Raw genomic sequence first — 25,500 nt, 5'->3', positions numbered from 1 at the left:
CTCCGCCTCTATTCAGGCTGGTTCTGCCTGTCGAACTCCTCCAACTCGGCCACCGTGCACGAGGGACAGTGCGGGTCACCGATCGGCTTTTTGATCACATCCGGGCCCCACGTACGAAACTCTCTGATCTCTTGGACCAGCCCGGCGGAACACCTGCGACACCGCCCGGCAACCTGCCTCGCATATTGGCTCATATCAGCAATGTACGCCGGGCCCGCCAGGTGCGGGCCCTTTCTGCTATGCCCACACGCCCGCCAGGAGCGGGCCGACCAGCCCCAGGAGGGCACCATGAGCGACGACAACGGCACCTCCGGCCAGCAGGGCGCCCCGGCCAGCGAGGGCGGGCAGGACCCGACCACCGCGCCGATATCCGCCCCGCCCGCCGCGCAGCCGTCCAGTGAGCGGCAGCAGCAGAGCGAGGACACCGCCGCACAGATCGCCCGCCTTGAGGCCGAGCTCGCCAACGCTCGCAAGGAAGCGGGCAAGTCACGCGTCACCGCCAAGCAGCGTGCCGCCGACGAGGCCCGCGCTGAGCTCGCGCAGCAGATCGGCAAGGCGCTCGGCATCGTCGACGACGACACCCCGCCGGACCCCGACCAGCTCGCGCAGCAGCTCGCCGCCGAGCAGGCCAGGGCCCGACAGACGGCCGTCGAGCTCGCCGTCTACCGGACCGCTCGGGAGGCAGGCGGCGACCCCGACGCGCTGCTCGACTCCCGCCAGTTCGCCGCCGCCGTCGCCGACCTCGAGCCGGCCGACACCGACGCCATCGCCGCGGCGATTACCGCCGCCGTCGAGGCGAACCCCCGACTCGCCGCCCAGCGGCAGCCGGCCGGACCGGCACGCGGCGGGGCGGAGTTCTCCGGGCCCCCGTCCGAGGGCGTCACGCCCGCGCAGTTCGCCGCCATGGACTATGCGGCGCGGGCCGAGCTGTACCAGTCCGACCCCGACACGTACCGGCGCCTCGCCGCCGGTTCCTGACCCGGCCGCCCGCCGGGCACCCCGACCGCCCGGCAACGCGCCGGCACTCAGTGAGGAGTAACCGTCATGGCCGAGACGAAGGCCGCGAACCTGATCGTCCCCGAGGTGTGGGCCGACATGGCACAGGCAAAGTTCAAGGGGGCCGTGCGCGTGGGCGGCTCGTCCGCCGTCCTCACCGACAGCACTCTCGAAGGACAGCCCGGCGACACAATCAACTTCCCGAAGTGGGGGCGCCTCGGCGACCTCGACGAGCTGACCGAGGCCGTGCCCATGGGCACGTCCGTGATGGGGCAGAGCAGCAGCTCGGCCACCATCAAGGAAGCCGGCAAGGCTGTCGAGATCACCGACAAGGCCCTGTTGACCGCGCTCGGCGACCCGCGCGGCGAGGCGCAGCGGCAGTTCGGCATCCTCGCCGCCCGCAAGGTCGACGCCGACCTGATCGCCCAGGCACAGGCCGACGAGACCGCACAGGGCGGCGGCACCCCCTACCGGTACACCGCCACCGAGACCGCCCTGTCGTGGAAGGTGATCAACCACGCCGCCGCCATGTTCGGCGACGAGTTCGATCCGTCCGACTTCGCGGGCATCTTCATCAACAGCGCGCAGCGCACGCAGGTGTGGGACGACAACCAGTTCACCGACGCGGCCAAGCTCGGGACCTCGATCCCCGTCACCACGGGCACCATCGGTGCCATGGCCGGGATTCCGGTCGTAGTCACCGACCGTCTCGCCGCGGGCACGTTCCTCATGCTCAAGACCAACTCGCTCGGCCTGCTCTACAAGCGTCGACCGATCGTGGAGACCGACCGCGACATCCTCAAGCGCACGACCGTGATCACCACGAACGTGCACTACGCGGTGAAGCGGCTGGACGACGAGGGCGTGTGCGTTGGCACCCTCGCCACCGAGGGAGGGGCGTGATGATGCTGCGCCGCTATCACCAGGAGACGCCGACCGGCCCGGCTGCGTCCCCCGCGGCGTCCTCCGGGCCGACGGCTGGCCCGTCGGGCGGGAAGGCCGGCAGGCGTCCGCAGGGCAAGGCCAAGGGCTGAGGGGGCGACCATGTTGCACACGATCACGTCCCCGGTCACGGACTTCTCAGGTGTGGTCGCCGGCGTCCGTTTCGCTGGTGGCACAGCTGAGACCGACGACGAGAACGCCGTCGCGTACTTCCTGCGGAAGGGCTACACCGTCGAGCCCGTCGCTGGCGACGCCACGCCGACCCGGCCGTCACCGGAGCAGCACGCCAAGACGGCCGACGACGCCAAGACGGCCGGGCGTGCCCGGAGCAGGCCCAAGGAGGGATGACCGGTGCCCCGTGTCTACGCCACCCCCGAACAGCTCGCGGCGTGGACCGGGCAGCCGGCCCCGCCCGGCGCCGAGCGGCTGCTCGCCCGCGCCAGTGAGGACGTGGACGACGCGCTCCTGTCAGCCGTCTACCGCACCGACGAGACGGGCATGCCCACCGACCCGGCCGTCGTGCAGGCCCTCGCCAACGCCACGTGCGCGCAGGTCGAGTACCAGCTCGCCACGGGCGACGACGGCACCGGGGCGGCCGGCCGGTGGGACAGCGTCTCCATTGGGCCCGTGTCCCTGTCCGGCCGTAAGGACGGGCCGACGGCCGCGGGCGATGTGGACCTCGCCCCCCGCGCGCACCGTGCGCTTCGGCGGGCCGGTCTGCTGCCGGGGGTGATCTGGTGACCGGCGTCCCCGGGTGGCTGCTGCGGCACACGGTGGCTGTCGAGCCGTATCTCGGCGATTCCGCGTACGGGCCGACGTACGGGCCCCCGGTCACGGTGCGCGCCCTGGTCGCCGAGACGGTGCGCACCGTCCGCGACCGTGAGGGCCGCGAGGTCACCTCTACAGCGCAGATCATCGCCGAGCCGGATCTCGACTGCCCAGCCGAGTCCCGCCTCACCCTGCCGTCCGGCCGGATCACGCGCGCGCTCACCGTCGCCCATCACTCCGCGCCCGGACTGCCCGTGCCCGAATCCGTCGAGGTGATGTGCGAGTGACACAGCATGCCCGTATCCGGTGGAACACACAGGCTGTGGAGGGCCGCGCGCACGCGGGCGCGGCCCGGGGCGTGCGCCTCGCGGTCGAGCACCTGCTACAGGTCTCGCGGGCCCGCGTCCCCATCGAGGAGGGCACCCTCGAACGGTCCGGCACGGCGACGGTCGACGAGCAGCAGCTCACGGGCGCCGTGGCGTACGACACCCCGTACGCCGTGCGGCAGCACGAGGACATGACGCTTCGGCACGACGCCGGCCGAGGCCCCAAGTACCTCGAACAGCCGTTGAACGAGGAGGCCGCGACCATGCAGCAGATCATCGCTGCCCAAGTTCGGCGGGCCCTGCGGTGAGCGTCGTACACGGCCTCGCGCTGCTGCTCGAATCGCTCGGCCTGCTGTCGTACGACGAGACCGGCACGGCCGGTGACACGTTCGTCGGCACCATGCCCCCGACGCCCGACCAGGCCGTGTCGCTCACCGCGTACGACGCGGGCCCGCAGAACGCCGCAATCGCGTACGACGCCATCCTCGTGCAGGTGCGCGTGCGCGGTACGACAGACCCGCGCGTGTCCTACGCCCGCGCGTACGACATGTACGACGCGGTGAACGGGCTGTCGGACACCGTCCTACCGGACGGCACGCCCGTGATCATCTGCACTGCGACGACGCCCTCGCCAATGGGCCCGGACGGCACCGGCCGGCACGAGCACGTCGTACGCGTCTCCGTCGAGTACGACGTGCTCGCCACGCACCGCGCGTAGGACACCACCCGCAACACCCCGCAGCGCCCCGCCTGTGGGGCGCCCACGCATGCCCACAGGAGGACACCCATGGGACGCCCCATCAGCGCCCGCGACTGGATTTTCGAGGTCGAGGACGAGGACGCTGCCACCGAGACGTGGCTGACGCTCACCAAGGTCAACAGTTGGACGCTCAACCGCGGTGAGAACGAAGAGGTCGCCGACACCACCACGAACGACAGCGACGGCCAGTACGAGCAAGACATCATGCAGCGCGGCGCCACGATCGAGCTCACCGGGCTGTACTCGGCGACCACGGGAGCGCAGGACCCGGCACAGCAGTACGTCGACACCGTGTGGACCACCGGTGTCGGCGAAGCGAGCCGGAACCGCTTCCGCTACCGGCACAAGGACCAGACCGAGTGGACGGTGTGGGAGGCGACGGCCACCCCTGGCGAGGTCGGCGGCGAGCACAACGCGAAAACGTCCTGGGGTGTCACGATCACCCGGTGCGGCGCCCCGTCGAAGGTCGCGGTGGTGGCGCAGTGAGCGAGCTGCACGACCAGGAGCACGACGAGCGGCCGGATACGGCCGACTGGGATGCCTTCTGGGCCGAGGAACGGATCGAACCGAGACACGACGGTATGCCGTTCCGCATGTTCGGCCGCGAATGGCGGCTCCCGTCGCGGCTCCCGGCCCTCATTCAGGTGCAGATGCACCGCGTGCGCGAGTCCGCCGACCCCGAAGACATTCAGAGCCTGCTTGGCGCGCTGCTGCCGTCCGGGCTGGTCGATGAGCTGATCCGTCGGAACGTCGATGACCGGCATATGGGCATCGTCCTCGCCTGGGCGATCGCCAACACGTCCGTGCCCGGCTCGATGTCGTTGGAGCGCGCCCGCCGCCTATACGACGAGCAGGACGGCCCGGGAAAAGCCCCACGGCCGCGGAGCGGCAACAGGAACAGGAAGCGGAAGAGTTCTGGTCGGCGGTAGTCCGTCACTGGGCTGCGGTTGAGGGTGACCTGTCCGCCGTCCACCACCTCAGCGCCGACCAGCTCGCGGCCCTCAGCCTGCGCCGGTTCCTGGTGCTGCTCGGCTCCCTGCCGCCCGAGTCCCGGTTCGCGCGCGCGTGGCGCTCGACGCCGCGGCACGTGACCGACCCGAACGAGATCGCCCGGCTCACCGCGTAGGCGAGCCGCACAACCACAACTGCATAGGGGGTGCGTGCCCGTGGCGCTGACTGTGGGAGAGCTCACCGCGCTTGTGACCGTCGACGACGAGGGCATGTCGTCCGGTCTCACCCGAGCCGAGGGCCGCGTACGCACGGCCGGCCAACAGATGGGCGAGGAGGCCGCGCGCGCGGGCCGCGCGGCGGGGCAGCAGCTCGGCGACGGTGTGTCGCGCGGCGCCGACAGTGCCCTGTCCGGCCTCGACGGGCAGTTCGCCGCGGCCGGCCATGAGGGGGGCGCCGCGCTCGGCGACGGTGCCGCCGATGGCACTGCGGGCGCCGGCGAGAAGATCGGCGGCCGGCTCCAGGGCATGAAGGCCGCTGTGGCCGGGGGTGCTGCTGCGCTGGGCGCGGCGGCCGGCGCCGCACTGGTCATGGCCATGGGTGAGGCGCTGGACCAGTCCCGCATCGTGGGCCGTCTGGGCGCCCAGCTCGGCGCCACCCCCGCCGAGGCGAAGAAGTACGGCGAGATCGCCGGTTCCATGTACGCGAACGCCGTCACGGAGGACTTCCAGGGCGCTGCGGACGCGATTTCCGCGACGATGCGCTCGGGTCTGCTCCCGCCTGGCGCGACGAACGCTCAGATCGAATCCATTTCGACTAAGGTCTCGGATTTGGCGTCGACGTTCGATCTGGATCTCGGGCAGACCGCTAATGCTGTCGGTCAGATCATGAAAACGAAACTCGCGCCCAACGCAGACGAGGCGTTGGACGTGATGACGCGCGGCATGCAGAAAATGGGGCCGCGCGCTGACGACCTGATGGACACGTTCAACGAGTATTCCACTCAGTTCCGTCAGCTCGGTATCGACGCCAAGACCGCGACCGGGCTCATGTCGCAGGGCCTCAAAGCCGGTGCGCGCGATACCGATGTTGTCGCCGACTCGCTGAAAGAGTTCGTCCTGATCGCGCAGGGCGGTGGCGACGAGGCGAACAAGGCGTTTGCCGCGATCGGCCTGTCCGGCGAAGAAATGCAGCGGGTTTTTTCCAAGGGTGGCCCGAAGGCGAAAGAAGCGCTCGATAAGGTCTTCGACGGCCTCCGGAAAATCAAAGACCCGACCGAGCGGTCAACGCTCGCCCTGACGCTCTTCGGCACCAAGTCGGAGGACACACAGAAAGCGCTTATGGCGCTTGACCCGTCGTCGGCTGCTGACGCGCTCGGGAAAGTCGGCGGCGCTGCCGACAAGATGGGTAACTCGCTGCGGGACAACGCGGGCACGAAGGTCGAGAAGTTCAAACGGACCCTTCAACAGGGATTCGTGGAATTCCTGGGCGGCAAAGTCCTGCCCGCTCTTGAAAAATTCCGGCAGAACTTCGGCGGCGCTTTCTCAGGCATCGGCAAGAAGCTGGGGGAATTCTGGGAGGAGATCGCCCCCCACCTTGAGAAGCTGCAAGGCGTCTTCGGGAAGATCAGCGCAGCTTTCTCGGGCGAAGGCTCCAAAGGCGGCCTCGGCGAAAAGGTCGGCGAAGCACTCGGACAGGTCGCACAGATAATCCAAGATGTCGTCACTCTCATTGACGAGACGTGGACTAAGCACGGTGACAGCATCATGGAAATCGCCCGTGTCGTCTGGGGCGCCATCGGCGAATATGTGTCCGCTGCGATGCAGTACATTAAAGGCATCATCGAGATTGTCACCGGTCTGATATCTGGCGACTGGGGCAAGGTGTGGCAGGGCATCAAGGACGTGACGGGCGGCATGTGGGGCATGCTGATCGCCGTCGTCAAAGGCGCCCTCCAACTGCTCAAAGCCACGCTGAAAATGGCTCTCAAGTTCGTGGGCCAGCTCATCGCCGATGGGTGGCAGTGGGCCGTGGACAAGACGAAATCGAAGTGGCGCGGCCTGATCGACTGGTTTACGAATATTCCTTCGTGGTTGGCCGAGAAAGTCGGACCGCTGGCAAAGAAGCTGTCCGATGTGGCAGCGCGCGCCGGTAAGGCTTTCAAAGACTGGCTGGTGCGCAAATTCCGCGAGGCGGTCGACTGGGCTCGCGGACTTCCTGACCGTCTCGTGCGCGCCGTCGGCGACACGAAGAACCTGCTTATCGGGAAGGGCAAGGACGTGATCCGGGGCCTGCTGTCCGGAATCAAGTCCATGGGATCTTGGCTCAAGAGTAAATTGATTTCGTTCGCGAAGAACATGATCCCTGGGCCGATCGCGAAAGCGCTCGGTATTCACTCGCCCTCGCGCGTGATGGCGCAATCGGTGGGCCGGTGGATTCCTGCGGGCATCGTCCGGGGCATCGAGTCCGGCCGGGGGCCGCTGGACTCCGCAATGCGGTCGCTGGTGACTCCTCCGCCGGTCCCGCGCATGCAGCTCGCCGGGACGCCTGCCGCGCAAGCGTGGGGCCCCGGCCCCGCGGGCGGGCAGGCCGGCCCGATGGTGCACGTCGAGCACTGGCACGCCGCAGAGAACGGGAGCCCGGAGGACAACGCAAGAGCACTCGCGTGGGCCGCGAAGGCGAGGGGGTGACAGTGCTCGGGGACCTTGTCACCCGACGCGGACAGGTTCAGTACGGCGGCCTGCTGCTCGGCCGCGGCACACCCTACCGGTGGGCCAAGCTGACCGGCTGGGGCGAACTCCCCGCGCTTGATTCGGGCACGGTTCAGCGCCCGGACGCGCACGGCGCGCTCCCTGGCACGCTGCTGGCGCAGTCGCGCACGATCGGCCTTGACGGGCTGGTCGTGCGCGGGCGCGCGGCCGAGCTGGGCGCCGTCGTCGGCGCGCTCGAATCGGGCACGGTTCCCGTGGTCGACGAGCTGCCGCTCGTGATCTGGCTGGATGAGCGGGGGCCGCTGCTGTGCTGGGCCCGCTGCACGCGCCGCGACCTGCCCGTCGGCAAGGGCTACAACACCGGCACCGTGGTCGACGGCGCGGTCGAGTGGGAGGCGACGGACCCGCGCCGGTACGCGCTCGACGAGCAGACCGCGAGCGCCGGGCTGCCCTCGCCCGAGCCGGGCCTCGCCTGGCCGCTGGCCTGGCCGCTCGATTGGGGGGCGCCCGGGGAGTCCGGCGCCCTCACCGTCACCAACGGGGGGACCGCCAGCACGCACCCCGTGATCGAGTTCCGGGGGCCGATGGCGCGCCCCTCGCTCACCAACATCAACAGCGGTGACGCCCTCGAATACGACCTCCCGCTCGACTCCGACGACCTGCTCGTCGTCGACACCCTCGCCGGCACGGCCACGCTCAACGGCACCGCAAGCAGGCTCTATGCGGCGACCGCCCGCAGCGTGCCCGAGGCCACGTTCACCTTTCCCCCGGGCGAGACGGCCCTCGTACTGCGCGGCACCGGCACCCCTGCCGCGTCCGTGACCGTCCGCTACCGGTCCGCCTACTGGTAAGGAGCCCTTTCTCATGACCGTGCGCGCCGCATGGCTGCTGCCCACCGGGCAGACCCGAGAGGAGACTCGCCTCGCGCCCGTCGGCACGGTGACCCCCGCCGCAGAGCTCACCAGCCGCAGCGGCGTGATCCCGGGCGGCTCCCCGCTGGTCGCCACACCGGCCGGCGCCATGTCCGTGCGCATCGGTATCGGCCGGGCCGTGGTCCAGGGCACCACCGCCCAGGGCCCGTACCCCGTCGCGCTGGACGCGCCCGAGCTGGTCACCCTCGCCCCGGGTGACGCGCTCGACCGGATCGACACCGTCATCCTGCGCATCTACGACGGCATGTACGACACCGAGGGCAAGACCCTTGCCGTGGTCGAGATCGTGCAGGGTGAGGCGTCCGGCGCCCCGACGGCGCCGCCGCTGCCGCCCGCCTCGCTCCCGCTGTGGGACGTGCGTGTACGGGCCGGCGCGTCATCCTCGACGGGCGGCATCGACTGGGCGTCGGCCCTGACCGACCGGCGCCGGTACACGGTCGCCGTCGGCGGGATCACCCCGCACCCGCGCAGTGAGGGCGCCGGCACCTACGACGGCCAGTACAGGGACCGCGCCGGCGTGCTGGAACGGTGGGACGGTACGGCCTGGCGCACCTACCGGCCGCCGGAGATCCCCGCCGAGAGCACCACCTCGGGTTTCGCCGTCGGCACGGGATGGAAGATCAACACGTTCGCCGCCCGCCGCAGGAGCGGTGTCGTGACGTTCTCCGTGTACTTGGAGCGCACGGGCGGCGATCTCGTCGACAAGACCAACTTGCCCGACACGTTCATCGGTTCGCTTCCGGGCGGGTGGCGTCCGCCGTTCAGCGTCGAGGCCATCGCGACGGACGGCTACGGCGACGGCAGCGCCCGCGTCGAGTCCGACGGACAGATCTACCTCCGCACGTGGTCGCCGAACATCGTGCTCGCCAAGGGCCACAACATGCGCGTCTCAGCGACCTACGTGCAGTGACCCGAGAGGGGGCCTACGTGATCCCGACCCCCTCAACCGCCTACCGGCTGTTGCTGTGCGACCTGATGACCGACCGGCTCGTCGACTCCCTGCCCGTGCAGGGTCTCAGTCTCGACGACTACATCGGCAAGACCGGCAGCATGCGTGGCACCGTGCCGATCCCGAACGCCCGGCTCGCCGCGCGGGCGCGGCAGGCGCTCACCCCGGGCCGCACTGGCGTATGGGTCGAGCGCGGGCCCGACATCTGGTGGGGCGGCATCCTGTGGACCCTCAACCTCTCGTCCGACGCCCGCGGCTTCCTTGGCGCGGAGATCCAGGCCGGCGGCTGGGAGTCCTACCTCTACCGCCGGCTGCTGCACGACGACTACGCCGTGACCGGCCGCGACCAGCTCGACATAGCGCGCGACCTGCTCGCCTATGCCCAGTCCGCCCCCGGCGGTGACCTGGGCATCGTGGCCGACCCCGGGCTGTCTGGAGTGCTGCGGGACCGCGCGTACAGCCGCTACGACCTCCACACCATCGGCGACCTGCTCGACGAACTCGCCGCCGCGGAAGACGGTTTCGAGTGGCGCATCGCGAGCTACCGGGCCGACGACCGCACCCGCGCCCGGCGGCTCCAGCTCGGCTACCCGGTGCTACACACCGGCGCGGCCGACGTGGTGCTCGACCATCCGGGACCGGTCCTGTCCTACGCCTGGCCCATGGACGCCACCGAGATGGCTACCACGTGGCAGACACGGGGCGCGAGCATCAACCGCAACCAGACCGAGGACAGCGTCCCGCTCACCTCCCCCCTGCTGGTCGCCGAGCAGGACATCGCAACCGGGTGGCCGCGGCTCGATGGCACCAGCGACTACACCACTGTTGAGGATCAGAGCATCCTCGACGGCCACGCGCGGGCCGATCTCGCCGCATCCCGCCGTCCCGGTCAGATACCCGAAATCGAGGTGCTGCTCGGGGGAGTGGTCAGCCCTGCGCTCGTCGGGGCGACCGTCCGCGTCCGTATCCGCGACTTGTGGCACCCGGACACGCTCAGCGCCCGGTATCGCGTCGTCGGCATGTCCGTCAGCCCGCCCGAACGGGGCCGGCCCGAGACGGCAAAGCTGTATCTGGAGGTGCCTTGATGGCCGCCGTCCCGCGTGACCTGCTCGACCGCATCGCGAAGCTGGAGCGGGAAGTGCGCACCATCCGGGGCCGGTCGCAGATCCGGCCCGCTCTCGACTCCGTAACCGCTGGTGACGTGGTGATCGGCCGAGGCGGACAGCTCAAAGCCGAGACCCCCGACGGGTACCGGACGTTCATCGTCGGGGAGACGCCCGACGGTGACTGGGGCGTCGGCATAGGCCGCGACGACGGGACCCGCGCGCTGACCGTGGGAGACGAGAGCGGCACCGACGCTCAGATGATCCGCATATGGAGCCGCGACGGACACATCATCCTGATGGACGACGCGCACGCGCCCGGGTTCCTGGGCCGCCCGTGGATGCCCGTCCCGCTGTACCCGACCAGCGCCCAAGTCACCAGCTCCACCGGCTATCTGATCGGCTGGCGGGGCGCCGGGCCCGTGCACAATGCGGTCGCATACCTGCGGCTGGTCACCTACGCGGGCGCAGGCGGCGGACAGGTGCGCGTCGTGATGACCCCGCCCGACGGCGTCGAGCGCATCCTCGCCGAGTACGACGCCGCCGCGGACACCTCGACACTGCGCGAGGTGACCTATCCGCTGGTCGGTCTCGAATACCTCGACTACGTGACCTGGCGCATCGACCACCGCACCAGGGGCGCCGGCACCGTCGAGACGACCGTGTTGTCGGCCTACACGCGGAACACCTTCGCCGCTGACGAGGCGCCGTCCGCCCTCGCCCCCGCACCGCCCACCTCCGCCGCCCCGTAAGGAGACCCGCTCTTGGCATCGCTGCCTGAGTCCATCCCGTCCGTGACCGTCACCGCCCGCTACCTGCGACCGAACGGCGACCCGCTCAAGGGAAAGGTGACGTTCAGGGCCCCCGCGCTGCTCACCTTCGGCGGGGCCGACGTGATGCTCGCCGGCCCCGTCGAGGCACCGCTCGACGCCTCGGGCGCTGTCTCCGTGGTCCTGCCGGCGACCGACGCCCCGGGCATGGACCCGGTCGACTGGACGTACACCGTGACGGAAGCCCTCGAAGGGGTGGCGTCGAACCGCTCGTACTCTCTCCTGCTCCCGCAGGACGACCCGGAGGTCGACCTCGCGGACGTGGCCCCGACCGACCCGAGCAAGCCGAACTACGTACGCGGCGCGAGCGCCTACGAGATCGCGGTCGCCGAGGGTTTCGTCGGTACGCCCGTGCAGTGGCTCGACTCGCTCGTCGGCCCGCCCGGGCCCGCAGGCCCCCAGGGACCGGAAGGTCCCCAGGGGCCCCAGGGGCCCGAGGGCCCGCAAGGGCCGAAGGGCGACCCAGGTGACGGCAGCGTGAACAGCGTGAACGGCGACTTGGGCCCCGACATCATCCTCAACGCAGCCGACGTAGGCGCCGTGCCGGACACCGCCCCGGGGTCACCGGGCGGCGTCGCCCAGCTCGACGACACGGGCACCCTCGCCGCCGCACAGCGGCCCACCTACACCGCGGCTGACGTGGGCGCCATCCCCACCACAGCGCAGGGCACACCCGGCGGCGTGGCCTCCCTCGACGCCTCCGGCAAGGTCCCTTCCACGCAGATTCCGCCGATCAGCAGCGGCAGCACGCACTTCGACGTGCGCGCGTTCGGCGCGGCCGGGGACGGCGCCACCGATGACGCCCCAGCGTTCCGGGCCGCGCTCGACGCCGCCGCCGCGGCCGGCGGCGGCACCGTCCGGGTACCGGCCGGTGTGTACCTGATGGACTCGGCCCGCGGCGAGTGGCCGGCGCCGTGCCTGTACGTGCAAGACGGCGTCACGATCGCCGCCGACGAGGGGGCCGTGATCCGCCGCGGACTCAACCTCTCGGCGCGGCTGGTGCAGAACTTCGACGGCACCGAGGAACACGCCGGCTACTCCGGGCACGGCACCATCCGGGTCTCGGGCGGCACCTGGGACGGCAACGCCCCGGCCAAGACCGGCAGCGGGAACATGTTCGCCTTCGCCCACGCCGAACGGATCACCCTCGACCACGTGCGCGTGATCAACCAGCCCAACAACCACGCCATCGAGCTCAACGCGATCAGCAACGCGACGGTGGCGCACTGCCGGTTCGAGGGCAGCGTCCCCAAGCCCGACAGCCCGCAGACCACCGAGGCAATCCAGATCGACGCCGCACTCGGCGCCGCTGGGCTGGAAGGCGGGTTGCCGTACGACGGCACCCATTCGCGGGACATCATCATCACCGGCTGCTACACGGGCCCCTCGGACGTGTGCGGCCCGTGGGGCGCGCTGGTCGGCTCGCACGCCAGCAACACCAGCAACGTCTACCGGCGCATCACCGTGCACGGCAACACGATCGCTGACACGCTTGTCTACGGCGTGCACGCGTACGACTGGTACGACTCGATCATCGCCGACAACACCATCGGCGGCACCAACCGCTCCGGCTACCGGTCCGGGATCATGGTCACGTCCGGCAAGACCAAGTCCGACGGCGTACTGATCACTGGCAACGTGCTCAACAACGTAGGCGGCAGCGGGTACGGCGCCATCGAGGTTCAGACCTCATCCGGCGCGAAACAGGCCGGCGGCGTGATCATTTCGAACAACATAATCAGCGGTTACAGCGGCGACGGCATCCGGTCCGACGGCGACGCAACGCAAATCAACGGGAACTTCATCCGGGCGGCGAACGCCGGCGCGACGTTCGGCATCAACGTCACGAGCGGCGGCACCTCGCACGCCAACGTGACGCTGAACCGGATCACGGGCGGGCGCGGCGCCTCGGTCCCCAAGGGCACCGTCAGCTACGGCAACGACCCGACGATCACGCCGCCCGCGTAGCCCCGCACGTTCCGACCGCACGCCCCGGCACCGCGCCGAGGGCGTTTCTTCATGCCCAAGGAGCAGCACCATGACCGTGCGCGGCATCGACGTGTCGTCGTACCAGCCGACCACCTACAGCACGAAGGGCCTCGACTTCGTGTTCGTGAAGGCCACCGAGGGCACCAGCTACACGAACCCCAAGATGCGCGCCCAGGCGCAGCGGGCCCGCGCCGCCGGGCTGGTCACCGGCTTCTACCACTTCCTACGCCCCGGCGACATGAAGGCCCAAGCCGCGTACTTCGTCGAGCAGGCCGCCAGCGTCGAGGGCGACCCGCTGTGGGCCGACTGGGAAGACCCGCGCGTGAGCTGCGCGGACAAGGACCAGTTCATCGCCGAGGTCAAGAAGCTCCGGGGGGAGACGCACCGCGTCGGCCTGTACTGCAACGTCGACTACTGGCGCCGCCGGGACACCACCTCGCAGGCGGGCGACGCGCTGTGGATCGCGCACTACGGAGTGAGCGCGGGCCAACCCGGCGTACAGGCCAAGTGGCTGTTCCACCAGTACACCGACCGCCCCATCGACACCAACATCGGCCAGTTCGCCGACCGCGCCGCGCTGCGCGCGTGGGCCGGCGGCGCCCAGCACCAGGAGGAAGACGAGATGAAGCTCGACGACGCCGTGAAGCTCGGCGCATGGGTTCCGAAGACGTTCCCGAAGCAGAAGGGGTTGCAGGACGGCGAGATCAGCGTCCGCACCGCGCTCGGGTCCGGCTACGCGTACGCCCACCTCGCCGCCGACAACTCGACGAAGATCCTCGCGAAGCTCGACGCCCAGGCCGCCGCCGTGACCGAACTCGCGAAGGCCCTCGCCTCCCGCGACGCGGCGGTCGACGTTGACGCGCTGGTTGCCCGCATCGAGGCCGCCATCGAGTCCGTGACGGTCCGGCTAGTCCCCGACCGCGACGACGCCTGAGAACCGGTGGCTCGTCCCCCACTTCACGAAGAGAGGCACCACCATGAGTGACGCCGCGAAGCGCACCGTGCGCACGATCCTGCAAGGGGTGGTGGCGTTCGCCGTCGCCCTGCCCGCCATCATCGACGCGGCCGGCATACCCGAGTCCCTGCCGTGGGTCGCGGGCGCCCTCGCCGTCGCGGGCGGCCTCGCCCGCGTGATGGCGCTCCCGTCCGTTGAGGCCCTGCTCGACCGCATCGGACTCGGCCTCGGCCCGGTCGGCGAGGGAGCCGACCGACCGTGACCGATTCCCCGACCGAAGTAGCGGTCGAGCTTGAGAGGCTGCGCGCCGCTGTCGAGGTCGGGCTCGCTCGCGTCGACGGGTCCCTCGCCCTGCTCGTGCAGCGCAGCGACCAGACCGAGCAACGGCTAGCTGACCAGGAGCAGCGTCTCGACGCGGTTGAGCGTGGCGAGACCGACCGCCAGAGGCGCACCGAGCAGCGTCTCGACGCCCTCGAACGCGGCCGGTGGCCCCTGCCGTCCGTGGCCGCGCTGGTCGCCCTGTGCGGCCTCATCCTCTCCATGTGGCAGCTCGTCAAGTGACGCCAGAAAGCGCCCCCACGCGGCCTACAGCGGCCGGTGGGGGCGCTTTCTGCGTTCACGCAGGGCCCCCAGCTTGCGCCCACCGGGGGCCCTGCTCTTCGCCCGTCCCGCACGGGGGAACGGGACGCGGCGAAGCTCTACGGCACCCGCACGGGTACCAAGTTGTCGGGCCGGTCGAGCCACACGTGTTGGCCCTGCGGCGTCACTGTCAGGCCGTACCGCTCGAACCGCGGCTCGCCCTGCTCGCGCCACCAAGACATGACGGCCTCAGCCTCAGCCCACAACCGCCGCGGCCCGTACTCGACGACCTCGTACTCGCTCCGGCCGTCCGCGTAGTCCGCCGTCGCCCACGAGCGGCCGGACATCTCCAGCAGCCACAGCCGGTACGCGCTGCCCTCGCCCCACTCGACGCGACAGAACACGTCCGGCAGCTGCACACCGAGCGTGAACATGTGGAACCACGCCCCCATGTCGTCGGGCGACAGTGTCGACGTGCGCCGTTCGCCGTCGGCCGGCCACTGCTCGGCGCCCGGGAACGACGCCGTCGGCGGGAACCGGTCGCGCTGGTCGCGTAGCCGCATAAACGCCGACGACATCACCAGCGGACCGGATGCCGTACCGTCCTCGTCCACTGTCAGCCGTACGACGCCCTGCCCGCCATACGGCGGGCCCCACGGGGCGACGATCACCGAGCCGGGCCTCGCCTGCTGGACCCATGCGTATGGCACCCGCGACAGGCCACACGTCGCGATGATCCGGTCGTACGGCGCCCCGTCCGGGTAGCCCTGCGCACCGTCGCCGACGACGGACACGGGCAGCAGGTCGACCGCGTCGAGCCGATGCCGTGCCTCCTCCGCGACGACCGGATCGACCTCGACCGTCACGACGTTGTCGGGCCCGAGCCGGTACGCAAGCAGCGCCGCGTTCCAGCCCGTGCCGGTGCCGATTTCGAGCACGCGGCACCCACGCTCGACACTGAGCTCGCGCAGCATCGAGAACACCATCGTGGGCATGCTGTTACTCGAGGTCGGCGACCGGCCCTTGCCGTCGCCGCTGTGCGCGCCGTCGTCCCATTGCGTCGTGAGCGGCCGGTCGCTGTAGACCAGCCCCCACCACCGCGCCGGGTCTGTGTTCCGGTCGACGAGGTCGCCTTGCCGGTTCCCTCCGGCCGTACCCGGCCACAGCCGGTCGGGTACGAACAGATCACGCGGCACAGCCTTGAACGCGGGCAGCCAGTCAGAGACGAGGGCGCCCTTTTCGATCAGGCCGGAGGCCAGCCCTGCGGGGCCGGCCTCCTTCACTTCCTGGGTGCTCACTCAGTTGCCGTCCGCCGGGCCGGAGCCGTCCGAGGTGTTGCCGCCCTCGTCCGAACCGCCGCCGCCGTGCTTGTTGCCGCTGTCGCTGTCGTCCTGCGGGTTCCCCTCGTCGGCACTGATGATCCACGGCTGAGCTTCCACGTTCCTACCTCCCTGTAGGTCGTGCTCCTGGTGGTGCTTCTTGCAACCCGCCTCGACCGGGCGACCCTACGTCGAGCCCGGCAGAGGCGGAGACTAGGCGGACGCCTTGAGCAGACGCCCGATGCGCAGCGGGATTCCGGGCACGCACAACGCCCGCCGCTTAGGATGGGGGCGCGCCTGCTGCTCCGGCAGGGGCCCACCGGCACGCAGTCGAGCCCGCTCGGCCTCGACCCAATGCAGTTGCTCGATACGGAAGATGCACCAGTGACAGGCCCGGAACGGCACTGTCAGGCCCCGGGCCTCCATCGTGCCCAGCTCCGCCACAGGCAGCCCCGTACGCTCGCACCGGTGGCACGATCCACGCTCGAACGTGAAGCGGGCCCACAGCTCCATTGGCTTCACTCCCACGGCGCACCCCCGCGGGCGCCGTGCGGGCGAGGTATGCCGCCGATCAGTGGCAGGAACGTGGCCGGGCGGGCCGTCCACTCGAACCGCGTCTCGCGGCACGTCACGGTGAATGTGAACGGCTCCCCGCGGGCGAGCTGCTGCTCGGCCTGCCGCGGGTCCGAGCCCAGCCAGTCGAACGCGTACGACGACGCCGGTTCGTCGAGGGCCGACGCGATGACGCCGAGTCCGACCCGGGCCCACCGCAACGCGTTCTGCGGCGCGGCAACGGGCAAGGCTTGTACGTGGCGCGGGTCCGGCGCGGTCGAGTCGTAGTACCACCACTCGCACCAGAAACCCGCGGTGACGTTTTCCAGCATGGCCGCCGCGCTCAGCATGGCAGGCGACGGCGGGGCCGGTCGGAGTCCATCACGTGAAGGAACCCGCCGCGCTTCTCTACGTCGCGGGCGACCTCGTCGTACTCCTGCGGCACCGTCGAGATCATCGACCGCCACGGGGTGAGGACGGCGCCGGCTTCCTTCGCCTCGATCATGTCGAGGGCTCGCGCGAGGCCGTCGCGCCCGTCAGGCGGGAGCAGGCCGAACCGGTCCTCGATCACGTCGGCGACTTCCCAGCCGAACGCGGCGGCGTACTCGGTGCACTCCCGGCGCGGTGCGGTGAGGCTGGTGTTCGCGGCGGCACACAGGTAGATCACGACACGGAAGCGGTCGACGCCCTTCGGCGCGTTGGCCTCGCCCGGCATGATGCCGGTGGCGCCGTCGGCGAGCGCCTGCCGCCGCTTCCGCTCGCCTTCTGTCCTGCGAACCGGAGTTGACCCCTGCTTTGATCCGCTCTCAGTGCTGACCATGCGCCAATAGTGGTGCCGCGATCACTCATGGTGAAGAGACAGAGCGTAGGAGTGGACTCACTCGGTGTGCGGTGAACTCCTACGCTCCGTAGGCGTCATGCGATCAACGGGACGCCGATCAACTCGCTGATGTTCCGCACCCTCGCCGTCGACACCTTCGCGATCCGCTGCCCGATCACCCCTGGCAACGCCTGATGCCTCACCCACTCCGGCGCATCGAGGCCGACCTCGACCAGCGTGTCAGCCGCCTTGTCGTACAGGCCAGCCGAGCACTGCGCGAGGGCAACATCGAGCTTGTACCGGTTCCGCGCCACCTTCGACATGCTCGCCGGTAGACGCTGCATGTCCGGCTGCCCGGCGAGTTGGAGCGCCCGCCCGTAGTTCTTCAGCGCGACGTGAATCCCGACCGCTTCCGTCTTCGCCGCCGTCGGCCCGAACGACGTTCCGTACAGCTTCACGTCGGTGCCGAGTCTCGCCGCGGCGGCGTGCGCCTGCGAAATGTAGTCGTCGGCCGCGCTCTTGTCCTCACGCCTCGACGCCGCCACGGCAGCCGAGATCATCAGCCGACCGTACGCGAGTAGTTCCGGCTGGGACGGCCGGCTGAACGACGGCTCGATCGCGAGGGCGGCGCGCTCCGCGACAGAGACAGCCCGCGGCATCTTCGCGCCGCGGAGGTAGATCCACGACAGGGTGGACTCCAGCAGCGCGCCCATGACGGGGTCGCCGGCCCGCTTCGCGAGTAGCTTCGCGGACGTGAGCGCGGACAGGGCAAGGTCCCGGTGTCCGAAGCCGTTCGCGGTCGAGGCTGCGACGCGGTACGTGCTGGCGAGGATCGGCGCCAGGCGGTCGCGTTCGTCGCCGGTCGCCGCCGAGTACCGCATCTGCCCTTCCATGAGCACCTGCGAGGCGAGGGTCGCCACGCGGGGCGTGTTGCTGTCCCAGTACGCGGCCCACGCGAGGTCGCGCGCGCGGGCGAGGTCGTCGACACTGCTCGGTTCGTCAAGGTCTCCCCACTCGCCGAGCGCGCTCTCGTGCACAGCGTCGGACAGCTGTCGGAGCGCGGTCCGGCTGTCGCGGTCCATGCCGCGGCGCGGTGCCTGCTGTCCGAGGATCACGGCCACGTCGGTACGGAGCGCGGCGGCGAGCTTGAGCAGGGAACCGACGGACAGTTCGCCCCGATCCTGCTCGGCCTTCTGGATGAGCGCGTACGAGACGCCCGCAGCTTCCGCTAGACCCTGCTGCGTGAGGTCGGACCCTCGTAGGTGCTTGATGCGCTTGCCGGTCGTCAGGTCTGCCCAGTTGGTCACAAGTCCACCTCTGCGGTTCGGGTCTGGCCCTCCACTTTCGATGGTAGGCACGTGCCCATGCGAGCCGTCCGGCGAACGTAGAACGCCCCCGACTGGGCGGGCCGTCGGGGGCGTTTACGTGCCGCGTTGCGAACCCGGGCGGTGAGGCCCCTTTAGATGCACTGCCGCAGATGAAGGCGCCGACGCTCATCATCGTGGTGGCCAGGAGGTCGTCGCGCATCCAGCCGATGGCGGCGCCGACGGCGACGGCGAGCACGGCGCGGGCGATGGCCCAGGGGTCGGCGAAGGCCCGTTCCGTGCGGAAGCCCTTGCGTACGGTGTGTGCGAGCGATGCCGTCCAGGCCAAAACCGGGTCACACCCTCCGTGCTGCGCGGTCAATATACATGTATTCCACACCTAAACTCCGTGTACGCTCCGTGATCCCTTGCCCGGTCCGGCCGGCTCCGCCCCCGCCGCCGGGCCGCGCTCACCCCGGCGCGGGCTGGCAGTGCGGGCACCACACGGTGGTGCGCCCGGCGATGCGGCCGGAGCTCAGCCGGGTACCGCACCGGGGGCAGGGGGCGCGGCCGGGGGCGTCCCGGTGGCCGGTGAGCCAGTCGTCGCGCGGCGGCACGTGTGCGGCCCGTACGGACGTGCGCAGGACGTCGCGCATGGCCCCGTACAGCACGTCGCCCTCCTCGTCGGTGAGGGACGAGGTCGCGCGGGAGGGGTGCAGCCGGGCCTGCCACAGGATCTCGTCCGCCAGCAGATTGCCGAGGCCGGCCAGCAGGGACTGGTCGGTCAGGGCGGCCTTGAGACCGCCGCGGCGGCCGGTGAGCACGGCCCCGAACCCGTCCCGGGAGACGGCCAGCGCGTCGGGCCCCTGGCCGTCGAGCATCCGGGCGGCCTCGGGGTCGTCGGCGAACCACAGGCCCTTGAGTTTGCGCTGGTCGCGGTAGCGCAGCTGGCGGGTGCCGCCGAGGGTGAACAGCACCCTGTCGTGCGGGTGCGGTGCCTCGTCGGCGCGGGCGCACACCAGGCGGCCGGTCATCCCGAAGTGCACCGCCACGGTCGGGCCGCCGGTGTGCGCGAGCAGCCATTTGCCGTGCCGCTCGGGTGCGGTGAACCGCCGGCCCCGCAGATCGTCGGCGAACCGCCGGGCGCCGACCCCGTGCAGGACGCCGGTGTCCCGTACGTCCACCTGCCGGATCGTGCGGCCCTGTGCGCACTCGGCGAGGACGCGCCGGAAGCCTTCCACGTCGGGGAGTTCGGGCATGGCTGCCGCACCTCGCTCGGGAGCCGGGGGCCGGGGGCTGTGCTGCCCCGTTCCGTGCGACCAGCGTAGGAGGAACGGAGCCGCCCCGCGCGCGGACCACGGGGCCACCAGGTCCGCCGCCCCGGCGGGCGGACCACGGGGCCACCCGGGCCACCGAGCCGCCGCTCCGGTGCACGGGCCACAGGGCCGCCCGGCCACCGGGCCACCGCCACACCAGGTCCCCCCCGTCCCCCCCGCCGCCACGCCACCGGGCAGCCGGACCACCGCACCAGCGGAGCCCCGGGACGACGGGGGATGTCACGTCCGGGGCCGCCCCGGGCGTCGGGACCACAGGGAGCGGGCCGGCGACGAGCGCGCGGCCCCGCAAGGAGGCTGGAGGCCCCATGCAGCAGGACAGGACGCGCCGCATCCGGCTGACCGTCGTCGGCGGCGGCTTCGGCGGGCTGACCGCCGCACTGTGCGCGGCGGAGGCCGGCGCCGAGGTGACGCTGTACGAGGCGCACGAGGAGCTGGGCGGCCGGGCACGCACCGCCGTCGGCCCCTACCGCACCAACGAGGGACCCCACGCCCTCTACAACGGCGGCCCCCACTGGCGGTGGCTGCGCCGGCGCGGACTGCTGCCGCCGATGGCGCGGGTGCCCGTACGGGAGGGGCTGCGGTTGCGCTACCAGCACGGCGGGGCGCTGCGCCGCACGCCGCCGGCCGCGCTGCTGCGGCTGCGGCGCGGGCGGGAGGCGCCGGTGGGGGTGCCGTACCTGGAGTGGGCCGCCGAGCGGGCGGGCGAGCCGATGGCGCGGGCCGCCGCGCACTTCGCCGCCGTCGCCACCTTCCACCACGCCCCCGGCCGGCTGTCGGCCGCGTTCACGCACGAGCGGATTCGGCGTGCCTCCGCGCTGCCGCCCGAGGCGCACTACCCGCGCGGCGGCTGGGGGACACTGATCGCGCGAATGGCGGCACGGGCCCGGGAGTCGGGCGTACGCGTCGAGACGGGGGCGCGCATGGACGCCGCCTCGCTGGCCGAGGCGGTACGGCACGGACCCGTGGTGGTCGCCACGTCGCTGGCCGCGGCGCGCGGGCTGCTGGACGACCCGGCGCTGAGCTGGCCCACGGGCCGCACGGCACTGCTCGACCTGGTGCTGGAGGCGCGGCCCGGCGACCCGTTCGTCCTCTCCGATCTGGACGCGCCCGGCTGGATCGAGCGGTTCACCGCGCCCGATCCGTCGCTGGCCCCGGCGGGCCGGTCGCTGCTCCAGGCACAGTTCCCGCTCGCTCCGGGCGAGCCACGGGCACGGGCGCTGGAGCGGGGTGAGCGCCTGCTCGACGTGGGGTTCGCGGGGTGGCGCGGCCGTGTCGTCCACCGTGCGGAGGCCACGGCGGACGGCCGCACCGGTGCCGTGGACCCGTGCGGTACGACGTGGCGGGACCGGCCGGCGATCGACCGCGGGGACGGGCTGTATCTGGTCGGCGACCAGGTGGCGGCGCCGGGTGTGCTGTCGGAGGTCTCCTTCACCAGCGCGGTACGGGCGGTCCGCGCGGCACTGGCGGCGGCGGGGGTGGCGGCGAGGAGCTGAGCGTGCTGCCGCCGGGCGCTCACCGCCGCCGCCGAGCACCCAACGGGCGCACGGCGGCCGGTATTTCGGGTGGCTGGAACCAAGCGGGTGCAAGGCCACGTGTACGTGGGAGACGTCGGCTCCACTTCTCTTGTAGCGTCCTCAGAAGGTCGGAGATGTTCACCGACGAAAGCGGGGATTCATGTCTTTCGGACAGGAATGGGCAGGACTGGTCGCCAACGCCCAGTCGAAACAGTCCACTTCCATGCAGCTCAACCACGCACCCTCACCCGACCACGCCACCGGCGGCGGGGACGGCGGCAAGGGCGGCGACGGCAAGACACTCAACGTGACGCCTGACGTCCTGCGGACCTACGCGGGCAAGGCGGAAAAGGTGAGTGACGAGTTCCAGAAGACGGACAACGAAGCGATGCGGGAGACCGAACAGGTCCCCGGCTCCATGAAGGGTTTCGCCAGCGACGAGGCCTTCAAGGAGTTCCAGAAGATGTGGCGCGAACAGATGAAGTATCTGGACGGCCTCTACACGGGCGTCGCCAAGGCACTGCGGGCCGCGGCGACCAGCTTCAAGGCGGAGGACGTGCGCCGCAAGGCGGACATCGACAAGGTGGCGCCCTACGGCGACACCCCCCTCAAGGGCCCGCTGTACGGCCCTTACGCGCGCGGTACGGACAAGCCGCTCTTCGGCCCCTACGTCACTCCGCCGCCGCTGCTCCAGCCGAACACCCAGGGCAACGGTCTGCTCCAGCCGGGCGGCCAGGGTCCGCTGCTCCAGCCGCAGGGCGACGGGGTCCAGCCGGGCTCCCAGATCCCGCCGCTGCTCCAGCAGAACCCGCAGGCGCCCACCGCGCCGGCCACCGATGACCCGACGTCCTAGGGAGCGCGCGCATGGACGAGATGCTGGAGTACACGGCGGTGCGCCACGTCGATCTGACACAGCTGCGCGAGGCCGTGGAGAAGTGGCAGAAGCTGCCCGGGAAGATCGACGGTGTGGCCACCACGTTCGGCCGTACCGTCGCCACACCGCTGGAGCAGTCCGGCTGGTACGGCGAGACGGCGCAGGCGGCCTTCAAGAAGTTCACCGGTGTGCGGCGCCAGATGGCGGAGGCGTCCGGCGAGGCCAAGCGGATCGGCACCGTGATGTCGCAGGCGCTGAAGGTCTTCGAGGACGCCAAGGAAGAGCTGAAGAAGATCGAGCAGGAGGTCGAGAACCCGCCGACGGGCGGCGGCCCCAACTATCTGAAGCTCAACAAGCAGACCGGTGAGGTGTACGTCGATCCGCCCGACTCCGAGAAGGGCAACAGCGCGGGCATCCAGAAGGCGTTCCACGACACGCTGGTGCACTACAAGAAGCGCACGACGGACGCGCTCAAGGCGGCCGGCGAGGCCGACCACGACCTGAAGACGGCACTGCAGCTCAACCCGCCGGGCAAGGGATTCAACGACGACATACCGGCGAACCTCAAGGACGTCGACGCGGAGACGAAGCGGGACGTCGACGCCTTGATGAAACTGGCGGAGCACGACGACTTCAAGAAGAATGCGAAGCTGCTGTCGCAGTTCAACGGCATTCTGGCGAAGAACGCACAGAACGCGGATTTCGCCGAGCAGTTCGCCACCCGCAAGGGTGCCAAGGGAATTCTCGACTTCTGGTACAAGACGGCACAGCCGGAGTACGGCGACGGACCGTTCATGGAGCCGAAGGACCGGCCCGCCGGCGTCACCAAGCAGCTCGCGGCGCTCCAGGACAACCTCGGCAACACCCTGGCCCTGGCCAGCCGTTCCGACTCGCCCGAGATGGCGCAGTGGAAGAAGGACGTCATCGAGCTGGGCGACAAGCGGATGGCCGGCTTCCAGGGCGCCTACAACTCCCAGCCGCCGTACGGCTTCCAGGTGATGAGCAACCTGATGCGCACCGGGAAGTGGGACACCGGCTTCCTGCACGACTACGGCGACAAGCTGGTGAAGTTCGACAAGGAGCCGTTCATCAACCCCGGTGGCCGGGAGGAGGAGGGGCACCGCAAGTGGCTGAGCTACGGCCGCATGCCCAACGACTTTCTCAACTTCGGCCCCAAGTACGACAAGGGCGAGGACCCCTTCACCGGCTATCTGGAGGCGCTGGGTCACAATTCCGACGCCTCGACGGACTTCTTCAAGGACAAGGACAAGTTCGACTACCTGTTGCGGGAGCGCACCTGGCTGCCCGACGGCGACCCGCCCTCCGAGGGCGAGCACAAAGGTGAGACCGGCCCCCGCATCGCCCTGGGCCACGCCCTGAACTCCGCGACCACCGGTCACGACTGGGACGCCCCGCTGCCGATGAACGCCTCCCACACCAAGGACCAGGCGCACATCATGGAGGAGCTGATCAAGGGCGTCGCGTCCAAGGACGACCACATCAAGCTGGCGCCCGGTATGCACGAGGGGGTCGGCAGGGCGGCGGCCGAGTACACCCCCGACCTCTTCCGGGCGCTGCGGGAGGGCTCCGGCGACGAGAAGCTCTTCCCGATGAAGGGCACCCAGGCCGAGTTCGACCATGTGGACGCCACCCGGTTCCTGGTCACCCTGGGCCAGGACCCCGAGGCGAACGCCGCGCTCACGCACGCGCAGAAGGTCTACACGGCACAGTCGCTGGAGCACGCACTGGCCGGTGACCTGCCCGCGGACCAGAAGTACGACGCCTCCACGCGGGACACGGTCCAGCAGATCCTGCGTACCTCCGGTGAGACGTCCGGCACGCTGGCCATCGGCCGGCAGGAGGCCATCATCAGCAAGGCCATCGAGTCGGACGCCAAGTTCGAGCAGCAGACGCTGCACGCCCGGCTGTGGGGCAACACCGGCTTCGGCGGCGCCGTGGCCGCGGCGACGGCCTACGCCAAGTGGTTCCCCAACCCGGTCATCGCCGCGACGGTCGGTGCCCTCACCTCGGGTGCCGAGGGTGCCCTGGCCAACGACTGGGACGCGAGCGTCTCCCACAACACGGGAGCCGAGAAGGCCGATTACGCTGGCCGTCTCTACAGCAAGATGCGGGAGCAGGACATCACCACCAACGAGAAGATCCTCGAAGCGATCGAGAAGAAGCACAACGTGGACACGTCCAGCGCGTGGGCCAACACCTTCACCTACGAGGGATTCGGCCTGGCCAAGGACAGCGTGGAGAGCACCGCCCCCTACCTGACCTCCATCGACCAGGTGAAGTCTCTCCCGGCGGACCGGCCCGACTGATGTCCTCGGCACGATCCGCACGCCGGCTCCGCGTCGCACTGTTCGCCGTCCTCGCCGTGGTTCTCGTCGCGGCGGGGGCGGCCGGCGGGTACCTGGCCCGCCACGCGCCGGAGCCCAAGAAGTTCTCCCAGGTCTCCTCCGACGACTGCCACACGGTGCTGCTGGACGTGCCGGGCAACGTGGTGGACCGGCTGGTGCCGCGCACCCACTACGTCAACGCCTGGCAGAAGGTGACCCGCAAGAAGGGTGCCTACAGCTCCATGTGCGCCCTGGGCGCCGACGGGAAGCAGGCGCTGCTGGTGCAGGTGCAGCAGCGCGACGAGTCCGCACCCCTCAGCAAGCTGGGCTCGGGCGAGGGGCACGGGGACACCCGGAAGGTCCCCGGTTTCGAGAACGGCTGGTCCTCGGACGACTCCGCCGCCGTCGCCGTGCCCTGCACCAAGGGGAAGAAGGACGGCAAGGGCGGGGACGACGGGAACACAGCGCTGCACGTACAGGTGCGCGCTCTGGCCAAGCAGGGCCAGGACGTGCGCGAGGACGTGGTGGCGGTGCTGAAGAAGGCCGTCAGCACCAACCACACGCTGGCCTGCTACGCCGCACCGATGGAGGACGGCTCGGCGTACGACTGAACGGGCCCGGCCCGCGCTCGGGCCGCAACCGCTCCG

Annotated in this window: 28 protein-coding genes; 22 read left to right on the top strand and 6 right to left on the bottom strand. The window is 70.6% G+C overall.

The annotated features are described in order from the left end of the window. Positions 1 to 288 precede the first annotated feature (288 nt). From IO40_RS0101605 to IO40_RS0101515, 18 genes are all read left to right on the top strand, one after another. Entirely contained in the window at positions 289 to 978 is a 690-nt protein-coding gene (locus IO40_RS0101605; RefSeq protein ID WP_051719217.1) for a hypothetical protein, read from the top strand. Positions 979 to 1,044: 66 nt separating this feature from the next. Beyond that, positions 1,045 to 1,899, top strand: a complete 855-nt coding sequence (locus IO40_RS0101600) for a N4-gp56 family major capsid protein (RefSeq protein WP_031174705.1) — start codon at positions 1,045 to 1,047, stop codon at positions 1,897 to 1,899. A gap of 141 nt (positions 1,900 to 2,040) precedes the next feature. After that, positions 2,041 to 2,286 (top strand): hypothetical protein, encoded by a 246-nt coding sequence (locus IO40_RS32975; RefSeq protein ID WP_033228191.1) that lies wholly within the window; start codon positions 2,041 to 2,043, stop codon positions 2,284 to 2,286. A 3-nt stretch (positions 2,287 to 2,289) separates the two neighbouring features. Then, complete coding sequence (locus tag IO40_RS0101590; RefSeq protein WP_031174704.1) at positions 2,290 to 2,679, top strand: hypothetical protein; 390 nt, start codon at positions 2,290 to 2,292, stop codon at positions 2,677 to 2,679. Beyond that, a complete protein-coding gene (locus tag IO40_RS0101585) occupies positions 2,676 to 2,993 on the top strand; it encodes a hypothetical protein (protein WP_031174703.1) in 318 nt (105 codons plus the stop codon). The genes IO40_RS0101590 and IO40_RS0101585 overlap by 4 nt, the downstream gene beginning before the upstream one ends. Beyond that, on the top strand, positions 2,990 to 3,340 hold the full coding sequence (locus IO40_RS0101580; RefSeq protein ID WP_031174702.1) for a hypothetical protein: 351 nt from the start codon (positions 2,990 to 2,992) through the stop codon (positions 3,338 to 3,340). The genes IO40_RS0101585 and IO40_RS0101580 overlap by 4 nt, the downstream gene beginning before the upstream one ends. Next, positions 3,337 to 3,750 (top strand): minor capsid protein, encoded by a 414-nt coding sequence (locus IO40_RS34645; RefSeq protein WP_041968376.1) that lies wholly within the window; start codon positions 3,337 to 3,339, stop codon positions 3,748 to 3,750. Before IO40_RS0101580 ends, IO40_RS34645 begins: the two co-directional genes overlap by 4 nt. A 69-nt stretch (positions 3,751 to 3,819) precedes the next feature. Beyond that, positions 3,820 to 4,278 carry a phage tail tube protein gene (locus IO40_RS0101570; RefSeq protein WP_031174700.1) on the top strand — a complete coding sequence of 153 codons (459 nt, stop codon included), beginning with the start codon at positions 3,820 to 3,822 and terminating at the stop codon, positions 4,276 to 4,278. Next, positions 4,275 to 4,721, top strand: coding sequence for a hypothetical protein (locus IO40_RS0101565; protein ID WP_031174699.1), 447 nt, complete (start codon positions 4,275 to 4,277; stop codon positions 4,719 to 4,721). Before IO40_RS0101570 ends, IO40_RS0101565 begins: the two co-directional genes overlap by 4 nt. 237 nt (positions 4,722 to 4,958) lie before the next feature. Further along, positions 4,959 to 7,430, top strand: coding sequence for a phage tail tape measure protein (locus IO40_RS0101555; protein ID WP_037653448.1), 2,472 nt, complete (start codon positions 4,959 to 4,961; stop codon positions 7,428 to 7,430). Further along, positions 7,427 to 8,302 (top strand): phage distal tail protein, encoded by an 876-nt coding sequence (locus IO40_RS0101550; RefSeq protein WP_234336507.1) that lies wholly within the window; start codon positions 7,427 to 7,429, stop codon positions 8,300 to 8,302. The genes IO40_RS0101555 and IO40_RS0101550 overlap by 4 nt, the downstream gene beginning before the upstream one ends. A gap of 13 nt (positions 8,303 to 8,315) precedes the next feature. Next, a complete protein-coding gene (locus tag IO40_RS0101545; RefSeq protein WP_031174696.1) occupies positions 8,316 to 9,293 on the top strand; it encodes a hypothetical protein in 978 nt (325 codons plus the stop codon). Positions 9,294 to 9,310: 17 nt separating this feature from the next. Further along, entirely contained in the window at positions 9,311 to 10,417 is a 1,107-nt protein-coding gene (locus tag IO40_RS0101540) for a hypothetical protein (RefSeq protein WP_031174695.1), read from the top strand. After that, positions 10,417 to 11,187, top strand: coding sequence for a hypothetical protein (locus IO40_RS34640; RefSeq protein ID WP_051719218.1), 771 nt, complete (start codon positions 10,417 to 10,419; stop codon positions 11,185 to 11,187). The genes IO40_RS0101540 and IO40_RS34640 overlap by 1 nt, the downstream gene beginning before the upstream one ends. Positions 11,188 to 11,199: 12 nt before the next feature. Further along, a complete protein-coding gene (locus IO40_RS34635; protein WP_051719219.1) occupies positions 11,200 to 13,233 on the top strand; it encodes a glycosyl hydrolase family 28-related protein in 2,034 nt (677 codons plus the stop codon). A gap of 70 nt (positions 13,234 to 13,303) precedes the next feature. Beyond that, a complete protein-coding gene (locus IO40_RS0101525; RefSeq protein ID WP_031174692.1) occupies positions 13,304 to 14,188 on the top strand; it encodes a glycoside hydrolase family 25 protein in 885 nt (294 codons plus the stop codon). 43 nt (positions 14,189 to 14,231) lie between these two features. Beyond that, positions 14,232 to 14,471, top strand: coding sequence for a hypothetical protein (locus IO40_RS0101520; RefSeq protein ID WP_031174691.1), 240 nt, complete (start codon positions 14,232 to 14,234; stop codon positions 14,469 to 14,471). Continuing rightward, complete coding sequence (locus IO40_RS0101515; protein ID WP_031174690.1) at positions 14,468 to 14,770, top strand: hypothetical protein; 303 nt, start codon at positions 14,468 to 14,470, stop codon at positions 14,768 to 14,770. The genes IO40_RS0101520 and IO40_RS0101515 overlap by 4 nt, the downstream gene beginning before the upstream one ends. A gap of 137 nt (positions 14,771 to 14,907) precedes the next feature. On the opposite strand, the gene IO40_RS0101510 is transcribed toward IO40_RS0101515, so the two are convergent. The 6 genes from IO40_RS0101510 to IO40_RS0101475 form a co-directional block, all read right to left on the bottom strand. Then, complete coding sequence (locus IO40_RS0101510; protein ID WP_031174689.1) at positions 14,908 to 16,086, bottom strand: methyltransferase domain-containing protein; 1,179 nt, start codon at positions 16,084 to 16,086, stop codon at positions 14,908 to 14,910. Then, complete coding sequence (locus IO40_RS37445; protein WP_157846425.1) at positions 16,087 to 16,227, bottom strand: hypothetical protein; 141 nt, start codon at positions 16,225 to 16,227, stop codon at positions 16,087 to 16,089. It lies immediately after the preceding gene. A 398-nt stretch (positions 16,228 to 16,625) separates the two neighbouring features. Continuing rightward, on the bottom strand, positions 16,626 to 16,991 hold the full coding sequence (locus tag IO40_RS0101495; protein WP_234336508.1) for a hypothetical protein: 366 nt from the start codon (positions 16,989 to 16,991) through the stop codon (positions 16,626 to 16,628). An 11-nt stretch (positions 16,992 to 17,002) separates the two neighbouring features. Continuing rightward, complete coding sequence (locus tag IO40_RS0101490) at positions 17,003 to 17,479, bottom strand: recombinase family protein (protein ID WP_031174686.1); 477 nt, start codon at positions 17,477 to 17,479, stop codon at positions 17,003 to 17,005. A gap of 95 nt (positions 17,480 to 17,574) precedes the next feature. After that, positions 17,575 to 18,786 carry a helix-turn-helix domain-containing protein gene (locus IO40_RS0101485; RefSeq protein WP_031174685.1) on the bottom strand — a complete coding sequence of 404 codons (1,212 nt, stop codon included), beginning with the start codon at positions 18,784 to 18,786 and terminating at the stop codon, positions 17,575 to 17,577. A 467-nt stretch (positions 18,787 to 19,253) separates the two neighbouring features. Then, positions 19,254 to 20,042 carry an Fpg/Nei family DNA glycosylase gene (locus IO40_RS0101475; protein ID WP_016471947.1) on the bottom strand — a complete coding sequence of 263 codons (789 nt, stop codon included), beginning with the start codon at positions 20,040 to 20,042 and terminating at the stop codon, positions 19,254 to 19,256. 383 nt (positions 20,043 to 20,425) lie between these two features. On the opposite strand from IO40_RS0101475, the gene IO40_RS0101470 reads away from it, so the two are divergent. The 4 genes from IO40_RS0101470 (at position 20,426) to IO40_RS0101455 (ending at position 25,464) form a co-directional block, all read left to right on the top strand. Continuing rightward, a complete protein-coding gene (locus tag IO40_RS0101470) occupies positions 20,426 to 21,613 on the top strand; it encodes an NAD(P)-binding protein (RefSeq protein ID WP_031174683.1) in 1,188 nt (395 codons plus the stop codon). 181 nt (positions 21,614 to 21,794) lie between these two features. Beyond that, complete coding sequence (locus IO40_RS38180; RefSeq protein ID WP_016471949.1) at positions 21,795 to 22,487, top strand: WXG100 family type VII secretion target; 693 nt, start codon at positions 21,795 to 21,797, stop codon at positions 22,485 to 22,487. 11 nt (positions 22,488 to 22,498) lie between these two features. After that, entirely contained in the window at positions 22,499 to 24,835 is a 2,337-nt protein-coding gene (locus tag IO40_RS0101460; protein WP_016471950.1) for a WXG100 family type VII secretion target, read from the top strand. Continuing rightward, positions 24,835 to 25,464: a hypothetical protein gene (locus IO40_RS0101455; RefSeq protein WP_016471951.1), complete on the top strand. Its 630-nt coding sequence runs from the start codon at positions 24,835 to 24,837 to the stop codon at positions 25,462 to 25,464. The genes IO40_RS0101460 and IO40_RS0101455 overlap by 1 nt, the downstream gene beginning before the upstream one ends. The last annotated feature ends 36 nt before the right edge of the window (positions 25,465 to 25,500 follow it).

The organism is Streptomyces albus subsp. albus, assembly GCF_000725885.1.
Taxonomy (GTDB): Bacteria; Actinomycetota; Actinomycetes; order Streptomycetales; family Streptomycetaceae; genus Streptomyces; species Streptomyces albus.
The sequence above is the reverse complement of the archived record's forward strand: the minus strand, read 5'-3'. Positions and strand labels throughout refer to the sequence as shown.

Bases quoted from the DNA above. Each gene is read 5' to 3' on its own strand.
- IO40_RS0101605 (WP_051719217.1), top strand. From the start codon at position 289: ATGAGCGACGACAACGGCACCTCCGGCCAGCAGGGCGCCCCGGCCAGC.
- IO40_RS0101600 (WP_031174705.1), top strand. From the start codon at position 1,045: ATGGCCGAGACGAAGGCCGCGAACCTGATCGTCCCCGAGGTGTGGGCC.
- IO40_RS32975 (WP_033228191.1), top strand. From the start codon at position 2,041: ATGTTGCACACGATCACGTCCCCGGTCACGGACTTCTCAGGTGTGGTC.
- IO40_RS0101570 (WP_031174700.1), top strand. From the start codon at position 3,820: ATGGGACGCCCCATCAGCGCCCGCGACTGGATTTTCGAGGTCGAGGAC.
- IO40_RS0101545 (WP_031174696.1), top strand. From the start codon at position 8,316: ATGACCGTGCGCGCCGCATGGCTGCTGCCCACCGGGCAGACCCGAGAG.
- IO40_RS34640 (WP_051719218.1), top strand. From the start codon at position 10,417: ATGGCCGCCGTCCCGCGTGACCTGCTCGACCGCATCGCGAAGCTGGAG.
- IO40_RS0101525 (WP_031174692.1), top strand. From the start codon at position 13,304: ATGACCGTGCGCGGCATCGACGTGTCGTCGTACCAGCCGACCACCTAC.
- IO40_RS0101520 (WP_031174691.1), top strand. From the start codon at position 14,232: ATGAGTGACGCCGCGAAGCGCACCGTGCGCACGATCCTGCAAGGGGTG.
- IO40_RS0101495 (WP_234336508.1), bottom strand. From the start codon at position 16,991: ATGCTGGAAAACGTCACCGCGGGTTTCTGGTGCGAGTGGTGGTACTAC.
- IO40_RS0101490 (WP_031174686.1), bottom strand. From the start codon at position 17,479: ATGGTCAGCACTGAGAGCGGATCAAAGCAGGGGTCAACTCCGGTTCGC.
- IO40_RS0101475 (WP_016471947.1), bottom strand. From the start codon at position 20,042: ATGCCCGAACTCCCCGACGTGGAAGGCTTCCGGCGCGTCCTCGCCGAG.
- IO40_RS0101470 (WP_031174683.1), top strand. From the start codon at position 20,426: ATGCAGCAGGACAGGACGCGCCGCATCCGGCTGACCGTCGTCGGCGGC.
- IO40_RS38180 (WP_016471949.1), top strand. From the start codon at position 21,795: ATGTCTTTCGGACAGGAATGGGCAGGACTGGTCGCCAACGCCCAGTCG.
- IO40_RS0101460 (WP_016471950.1), top strand. From the start codon at position 22,499: ATGGACGAGATGCTGGAGTACACGGCGGTGCGCCACGTCGATCTGACA.
- IO40_RS0101455 (WP_016471951.1), top strand. From the start codon at position 24,835: ATGTCCTCGGCACGATCCGCACGCCGGCTCCGCGTCGCACTGTTCGCC.